The organism is Syntrophorhabdaceae bacterium (assembly GCA_036504895.1).
In the GTDB taxonomy this organism is placed as follows: Bacteria; Desulfobacterota; Syntrophorhabdia; order Syntrophorhabdales; family Syntrophorhabdaceae; genus PNOM01.
In genome coordinates this window covers 1-8,201 of sequence record DASXUJ010000007.1, presented here as the reverse complement: position 1 = coordinate 8,201, position 8,201 = coordinate 1, and the positions used below count along the sequence as shown (strand labels likewise).

Annotated in this window: 5 protein-coding genes and 1 tRNA gene; 2 read left to right on the top strand and 4 right to left on the bottom strand. The window is 53.3% G+C overall.

The window, feature by feature from the left end:
- The 3 genes from VGJ94_00835 to VGJ94_00825 form a co-directional block, all read right to left on the bottom strand.
- The coding region (locus tag VGJ94_00835; protein HEY3275137.1) for an ABC transporter substrate-binding protein at positions 1-237 on the bottom strand (237 nt) is incomplete at its 3' end.
- 147 nt (positions 238-384) lie between these two features.
- Positions 385-1,038 carry a response regulator transcription factor gene (locus tag VGJ94_00830; GenBank protein HEY3275136.1) on the bottom strand — a complete coding sequence of 218 codons (654 nt, stop codon included), beginning with the start codon at positions 1,036-1,038 and terminating at the stop codon, positions 385-387.
- On the bottom strand, positions 1,035-2,882 hold the full coding sequence (locus tag VGJ94_00825; protein ID HEY3275135.1) for an ABC transporter substrate binding protein: 1,848 nt from the start codon (positions 2,880-2,882) through the stop codon (positions 1,035-1,037). Before VGJ94_00825 ends, VGJ94_00830 begins: the two co-directional genes overlap by 4 nt.
- A 196-nt stretch (positions 2,883-3,078) precedes the next feature.
- Between VGJ94_00825 and VGJ94_00820 the strand changes: the two genes are divergently transcribed.
- Both VGJ94_00820 and VGJ94_00815 read left to right on the top strand, forming a co-directional pair.
- A tRNA-Thr gene (locus tag VGJ94_00820) sits at positions 3,079-3,150 on the top strand.
- Between the two features lie 345 nt (positions 3,151-3,495).
- On the top strand, positions 3,496-7,317 hold the full coding sequence (locus VGJ94_00815; protein HEY3275134.1) for a glycoside hydrolase family 9 protein: 3,822 nt from the start codon (positions 3,496-3,498) through the stop codon (positions 7,315-7,317).
- Between the two features lie 47 nt (positions 7,318-7,364).
- On the opposite strand, the gene idi is transcribed toward VGJ94_00815, so the two are convergent.
- Positions 7,365-7,895 carry an isopentenyl-diphosphate Delta-isomerase gene (idi, locus tag VGJ94_00810; protein HEY3275133.1) on the bottom strand — a complete coding sequence of 177 codons (531 nt, stop codon included), beginning with the start codon at positions 7,893-7,895 and terminating at the stop codon, positions 7,365-7,367.
- Between the last annotated feature and the right edge of the window lie 306 nt (positions 7,896-8,201).

Below are 8,201 nucleotides of genomic sequence, written 5' to 3'. Positions count from 1 at the left end.
CTTTTCGTCCCGCGTCGTGTACTCTATCTTTCTGCCGAGCACTCCCCCTCTGGCATTGATCTTGTCGACGGCGAGCTTGAATCCGTCCAGCACATCCTGGGTGAATGCGGTCGCAGGGCCGGTGTAAGTATCGACAATGCCAATTTTAACGACACCCGCTCCATAGCAGTTCGAGAAAAAGCCCGCCATTCCAGCACAAATCAAGCTCAAAATGAGGTATGGCATGGGTCTTTTCATGGATAAGCCCTTCCTTCTCCGGCGGTTATATGCGACTGTCTCAGGTGCGGTAAAAGGCTACTACAGTGGGGGCTCTCCTGCCAATCAGGGAAGTATGACTTTTTAAGAAAAAAGCTTGATAAGCGAAATGTTTGGTGGTGCCCTGCCCTATTCCACCGACGTGAGCCCGTGCTGAATGGCAAATTTCACAAGACCCGGGAGGTCCGCAATTCCCAGCTTCTGCATGAGATGGCTCCGGTAGGTTTCTATGGTCTTCGGCGAGAGGTAGAGAAGCTCAGCGATCCGGGCGTTCGATTTGCCCTCCACCAGGAGTTGAAGAATCTCCCTCTCCCGCGCATTCAGACGTCCGAGCGGATCGTCCATGGGACCTACATCCCGGCTTTTCAGGTAATCTCCCATGACCGCTTCGGAAATCTCGTTGCACAGAAAGATGTTTCCTTCGTGGACGGTCCTGATGGCCTTTATGACATCCTCTCCGCCGGATTCTTTGAGAATGTAGCCCCGTGCCCCCGCTTTGAAGGCCCTGAAGATATGTTGGGTCGTGGAGTACATGGACAGGATTATCACCCTGACCCCGGGACAGGTCTCACATATCTGTCTTGTCGCTTCTATACCGTTCAACTCAGGCATCGCGATATCCATCAATATCACATCGGGCAGAGTCCTTATTACCTGGCGCACCGCCTCACGACCGTTCCCCGCCTCTCCGGTTACCCTGAAATCCTGCTGGGTCTCGAGGAGCAGGCGAAAACCTTCCCTTACCATTCTATGGTCGTCCGCCAGAAATACGCTAATGCTCATACAGGAACCTCCACTACCACATTAGTGCCCACGCCCGGATAAGATTCGACCAGACACGTGCCGCCGATCGCCACCGCCCTCTCGGACATGGTGATGAGGCCCCACCCTGACCTTCTGTCGTCCCTCGCGGCCCCTTCAGTCACATAGCCTACGCCGTTGTCTCTGACGGACAGCTGAAGCCGCCCGCCCGTGATCCCGGCGCGTATCACGACTTCGGTCGCCCTGGAATGTTTGATCACGTTCGTCAAAGACTCCTGGACTATTCTGAACATGGCGTTTTCCACATGTGTGGGCAAATGGGTATCGGACTCCTCGCTTTCCACCGCTATTTGGATCCCCGTCTGCTCGGTCAATTGCTTCGCATAAAGGTCTATGGCTGCAACGAGACCGTAATCGTCGAGCACGGGCGACCTCAGGAAGGTCATTACATTCCGAATCCGCTCGGTGGTCTGTTTCACAAGGGCAAGCGAATCATTGAGACGTGAATGGAGGAGAGGCACCGCCTCTTTCGGTGCCAACGATTTAAGGAGGTTGAGGTTGATCCCGAGGATCGTAAGGTTCTGTCCCACCTGGTCGTGCAATTCCCGGGACAACTTCTTTCTCTCCGATTCACCCGCCTCGGCAAGGCGCCACGCGAGGGCGCGAAGCTGCTCCCGCGATTTTTTGAGCTCCTCTTCCGCCAGCTTTCTTTTATGTATCGAGAAGAGGAGGATCGAAATGATAGTCAGAAGTATTATAAAGGTAATGACAAGGGCATCGATCCACTTCTTGTACTTGAAATAGAGCGTCTGGGGCAGGTTCACCATGATGCTGTCTTTGGGGAGGTTCCTCTCCGGGATATTATGAAGCGAGAGCTGCTCGTAATCAAAGGTATAATGCTTGGGACTCTCGGTCATGACCGCCACCTTCTCCGGGCTTTCCCCCTGGAGGATGCGAAGGGCCATCTTGCCCGCCATCTCTCCCTGATCGAACCCCGTGACGATAAGTCCTCCCACCACTCCGTATCCCAAATTGAATTCCATGGTGGTGTATACCGGAACCTTCGAATTCTGAGTGACAAGAAAAACACTCTCGTTATATGCGAAGAGGCGCCCCAGTTTATCCCTGCTGAATGCGGTAAAAAGGACCGCCGCGTCCGGAGGCAGGCTGCGCAAGGCGCCGACAATCTCCTCTATCCGCACATCCTCGTAGAGTTTGAATTTGACGGTGGCCTCAAAATGACGCGTCGCCTCCACGAACGCCTTATGGACCCTTTGTCCCGTGGTGGTCCACTCGTTGATAAACATAATTTCCCTGGTCCGGGGGTGGAGGCTGAGTATCAATTCGATGCATGCCCTGAAATCGTTCTCCTCGTTCACACCCGTAAAGCGGGTAAGCTTCCTGATGTCCCCTTCCTGAAAATAGTTGACGCCGCAAAAGACGACCGGCGTCCCCGGAAAAAGCTCGTCCCGGTATTTCCTCATAAAATCATACGCATTGTTGTCGGTGGCGATGATGATATCAAATTTAAAGTTCTTGTATTTTAACTTGTAAACCTCATAAAGCCGCTGGGAGTATAGATCGCCGAACACCTTTTTCGTATCCATGTACTCGATGTGGATATTGCCGGTACCCACCACGTTCTTGAGTACCGATTCGATGCCGGCATTCTCATCATCGGTCCATTTATAACCCTGGTAATAGGAGTGGATCACGAGGACCCGTTTGCTGGACCCCTCCCGATACGGGTAGGCGTGAGCGACGATTCCCCACATGAGGAAGGGCATAACCAGAGGAACGATGGTCAGCCACAGCCTCGCGAAGAATATTCTCCGATAATAGCCATGGACGGTTTGTATTCTCATGACGGGCGTTATAATCTACTACAAAAAAGCGTACTATATAAAGAGCAGCCCTCGTGTTCTTGTCACGGTAGCACAGACAGCAAGGAAGGTTTAAGGTATATCGTGGACAAAAGGAATGACAATCCTGGAATATTTTTATGAGCCTAAAATTTGTATTGTGTGCAAACTCTTGTCTATGTTATATAAAAACCATAATGCCGACGTAGCTCAGGGGTAGAGCAGCTCACTCGTAATGAGCAGGCCGCGGGTTCGAATCCCATCGTCGGCTTTTTTATTACCAACGGTTTGCGAGGAATCCTCAGACACCGTTTTTTCTTTGGTGTCCGAGTGAACGTACGCCGTACCACGTATCTCTTGATCTCTTCCTGCCCAAAATCACAGAGGAAATCGCAAATACGTCCTTCTTGTCTCAATGGACTATCGGCCCGGGCCTTTGTAAGCTCTTTTGAAGTGACCAAACCTAATAATACAATCGTAACAAGTCTGGCAGAATGGACTTAAAGCGAGTCAATACAGGTTAAAGTCACGAAGGGTACGGCTTCTCGCCTGAGAGATCGGGTCCCCGATATTAAGAAGACTTGACCCGCCTTTCAATTTCGAGTATTAAGGATATATGAGAATCTGCGCCAGGGCCGTGGGGCCCCACACTTCGGCCTGTGATCCGCGAAGTAATCGTCCCCGCCAATGGCACTCGCCCGGGTATGTTTTCATTGCAGAAATAATCGCTCTTTTTTTCCTGTTCTCCTTCTATTCTCCTGCCATGGGTCAGAGGATATCCGATGAGATCACCCTCGCGGGACCCGATATGATTGGTATTAAGATAGAAGAAGGGACTGTTCTTGAGACCCCTCCCATTGACCGCGTAACAGGCTCCCGGATCAGTCCGACCCAGACTCTCGACCTCGCGACAAATTATACGATCTCATCGCCTGATGATCCCAACTACTCTGCAGGGAGATCTCCTTCAGCGGTTTATCGTAAGACCAGGCCTGCCAATCTGGCTTATCCGCAACTTGGAAACCCCCATCAACCTTTGTCGGATGCCGCTTCGTTCGAACATCTAGTCTATCTCGTTCTCGCTCCTCCCCTTTCTCCGGGAAAAGCATATACGGTCGCTTTTAATTTCAATTCCCTGGGTACAAAGAATTTTACCTTCACATGGGGAGCCATGAGGAGCGATGCAGTCCACGCAACTCACGTCGGCTTCCGGCCGGACGACCCTTCAAAAATGGCCTATCTTTCGCTCTGGACCGGAAGCGGCGGCGCAAAAGATTTCACGGCTGGTAACTTTCACATATGCTCAGGCGATAATACCTTTGACTGCGGCGATTCGAATTATCGGGTCTTCACCGGTCCGATAGGGGCGCCCTTTCCGAAAGAGACTGCCGAAAATTCGCCTTTGCCGGACTGCGCCGTTCCGCCCAACTATAGTTTTACCGATGTCTACCCCCTCGATTTCAGCGCGTGGCCGAATCCTTCAGAGGGTATCTATCGGGTGTGCGTGGAAAACGTTGGCTGCTCCTATCCCTTTCGTGTCTCTCCGAATCTCTGGCAGAACCTGTTCTTCAAATCGGTGCGGGGCCTTTATTTCCAGAGGAGCGGCATAGCGGTCGGCACACCGGAGGACCTGTATCAGCGGCCCGCGGATTTTACGGGCATCCCGGTGAAAGAGACCGACGCAACCCTTCTCGAAGCCATTTTCGGCCTTACCGATATCGATCCCTATACGTGGCTTTCGCAGAATGAAATCCCGGGGACCACGGTATCCGGTGCATGGGGAGGATACCATGACGCGGGCGACTGGCAGCGCCGGATAGACCACGTGAGGATTGGACGGCTCCTTTTCGAGCTTTATGAGGCCTTTCCCGCACGTTTTCAATCATTAAACCTGAACCTTCCCATTACGAGCGCGGACCCTGTAGTCTCCCCTCCCCTCCCCGACCTTATACGGGAAGGGCTTTGGAGTGTCGATTTTTTTAAACGATTGCAGAGTACTGACGCAGGTGAGCTTTACGGCGCGGTAAGGGGCTGTATTATACCCGCTGCGTTGCCGAGTTATGGCGAGAGGAGCTTCGAGGTTACCTCATCCCCGGCCCATAACCTTCTCGCCTGTCATCCTGATGTATGGTCGACGTACCTCTACGCCGCAGCAGCAGCGGGCGCCTATTCCGTGCTCAAAAAATATGGCTCCCAAATATCCTTTCCCCTTCTTGTTTCATATCTTAAGAGCGCCCTCGATGCAATGGCCTGGGCGGAAAAGGAGAGTAGCCTCGCTTCAAGCAAGGTTCACTGGGACCGGGCTCAAACAAATAATATCGTCCCTCTGCCTTTTCCCGACGATGAAGTGAGGAACGCAAGGAACCTGGCGGCAGCTGAACTTTTCAGGGCCACCGGAGATTTGAAGTGGCACACGATCTTTACGGACACCACACTCTTTACCACCGTCTCCACCTATGCTGATGGGTATACTCAGGCTGACGCCGCCTGGGTATACTACAATACGGACCTTCCCGGCATGAGCCTCGTCATCAAAGGACGCTGCGGCGACGTCATAGTCAATGCGGGAGACCTTCTTCTGTCTATGCAGCTTTCCACCGGCTTCCGCCTCGGTAAGAATTTCTACACTTCCGCAGGCCTCGGCAACCTTACAGGCGCCGATCAACTGCTGACCAACGTGGTGCGGGCCCATGGGATTACTAAATCCTCCGACTTCGCCAAATCCGAGGATTTCCTGAAGTCTCTGGTCCTTTCGTCTCAGCCGGTCCTGGGCGCGAACCCGCTTAACATTAGTTACACCACGGCTGTAGGCCATAAGTATCCCCTTCACCTCTTCCATTACGATTCACGCGGCCTCCAGGACCCGCCACCGGGGATAACGGCCGAAGGTCCTCTCGACGCCCTCTGTAATGCCCCAATCCGGGTCCATTATAATTCTTTATTCGCCCCCTATGTCTATCCCGGCAGCGCGACCCTCCCCTATTGGCCGGCAATGGAGGCATATGCGGATAGTTTTTGGTTTCCCCACATGAGCGAATTTCAGGTAAACCAAACAGTGTTGCGTACTGCCTATCTCTGGGGATATCTCGCGGCGTTGCGCGGTTTCCAGCCTTCTTTCACACGGTCACTCAGTGTAACGAGGACGGGCACGGGCACGGGAAGAATTACAAGCACCCCTTCCCGCATAAATTGCGGGAGCACCTGTTCCGGTGCTTTTACCGATTGGGCGCAGGTGGCCCTCACCGCCGTTCCTGATACGGGATCGACTTTTTCCGGATGGGGAGGAGGCGGCACAGGGACCTATAAACTGATCATGGACGGTGATGCCGCTGCGACCGCCTCCTTTACGCTCATACCTTATCAGGTAAGCGGGATTATCCAGGGAGACGGCGCCATTTCCGCAGCCGGCCTCGAGTGCAGCGGAGCAACCTGCTCGGGTACTTATCCTTATGGTACTACAATCAGCCTCACCGCCTCCCCGGGCGCAGGTTCGGCATTTTCCGGTTGGACAGGCTGCGATACAGTATCGACCGGCGCCGCACGAAAGGGCGCGAAAAACCCGTTCTCCCGGGCTTCCAGGCAAAGGGGCAGGGCTAAAAACGCGGTCTTGGCCACCAATCAATGTACCGTAACCGTCACAGGCGAGAAATCGGTTACGGCGATTTTTGTCCCCCTGAAGACGGTCAATGTGGGAATATCCGGCTCCGGGATCGTGAAGAGCTCGCCCTCCGGAATCGATTGCACAAGCACCTGCTCACAAACATTCGTAAAGGATACTATGGTGAGCCTGTCCGCCACGCCTGCAACGGGTTTTGCCTTTGCCTACTGGTTGGGGGCATGCAGCGGCGCTTCACCGTCCTGCAGCGTGACCGCAAGTGACGATTTGAATGTCCATGCGGTATTTGATTCCATAAAGAGCAGAAAATACCGTCTCACCGTTGCTATCAGAAAGCCGAGTTCAGGCGAAGGTTCGGTAATAAGCACGGATGGTATCATGGAATGCGAAAAGACATGCTCCGGGGTCTACTTTCCCGATACGCCGGTTGCCCTTGTTGCCCTGGCGGGTGATGATTCGGTCTTTACCGGCTGGACCGGGGCCTGCTCGGGCGTAGGGGTATGCTCCATCGCCATGAATAAAGCAAAGACCGTTATCGCATCTTTTTCAGGACCTCAAAAACTGGTTTTGGCAAAGCGAAAAATACGGCGGGGAAACGGGACCGTGACGAGCGCGCCTCCGGGCATCGCCTGTGAAACCGGCTGCGTTTCGACTTCCTCAAACTACCTCTATAAGAGCCAGGTTACCCTTTCCGCGACCCCTGACGGTGATTCCATATTCACCGGCTGGAGACCGGCCTCCCTCGAGTGCCCCGGAAGCGGCGATTGCACGGTCACCATGGACAGAAGGCGGGATGTGACCGCGGTCTTCACAAAAAAATAAGGGTCGGAAAGACGTGACGACCTGCCGTACTCTTTCGGGCTTTAAAGTTAAGACGATACCTGTTTTGCCCTTATCTCCAATACCCTGGGCGCAGCGATTTTGAACCAGGGGGTGAAGCGCCCGGGATCGGACGCGATCTCTTCCGCCAGGTCGACGGGAGTGATAAACCGCCACTCGTCAACCTCTTCCGGGTCCGGGTCGACCGCTCCGTCATAGACACCCAGAAAGACATGGTCGATCTCGTTCTCCCCATACCTCCCATCATAATCAACGCTATAATGAAAGGAAAAAAGCCGCACCACAGCCGTCTCGAATCCCAACTCCTCCCGGAGCCGCCGTACTGTGGCGGTCTCGAGGGATTCACCTTTTCTCGGATGAGAACAGCACGCATTGGTCCAGAATCCAGGCCATGTTTTCTTCCCAAGACTCCTGCGATGGATCAGCATCTCCCCCCGGGAGTTAAAGATAAAAATAGAAAAAGCCCTGTGAAGCTTCGTGGGATGAAGATGACAGGGATCCTTCTCCTCAAACCCCACAACCCGGTCATCTTCATCCACACAAATCAGAGTATCCGTCATAGCTCCATTTTTTCTCTTTAGCGTCCAATCCCCATCCCTGTCTTTCACTAACGACTAGAGACTATCGACTGCCTCTAAACTATCGACTGCCTCTATATTCTCCTGCCTCTGTCCTTTACTAACGACTATCTACTAGAGACTATCGACTGTATTAATTATTTTCCTGTAAATGCAGGTTTTCGTTTCTCAATAAACGCCTTAAACCCCTCCCTGCCGTCTTCCGAGACGTAGGTGACGAGGAAGCAGTCATTCTCGTGGTTGAGGGCGGACTGGAGGTCCATGTTGATGCCGTTGTCCATGGCGTTC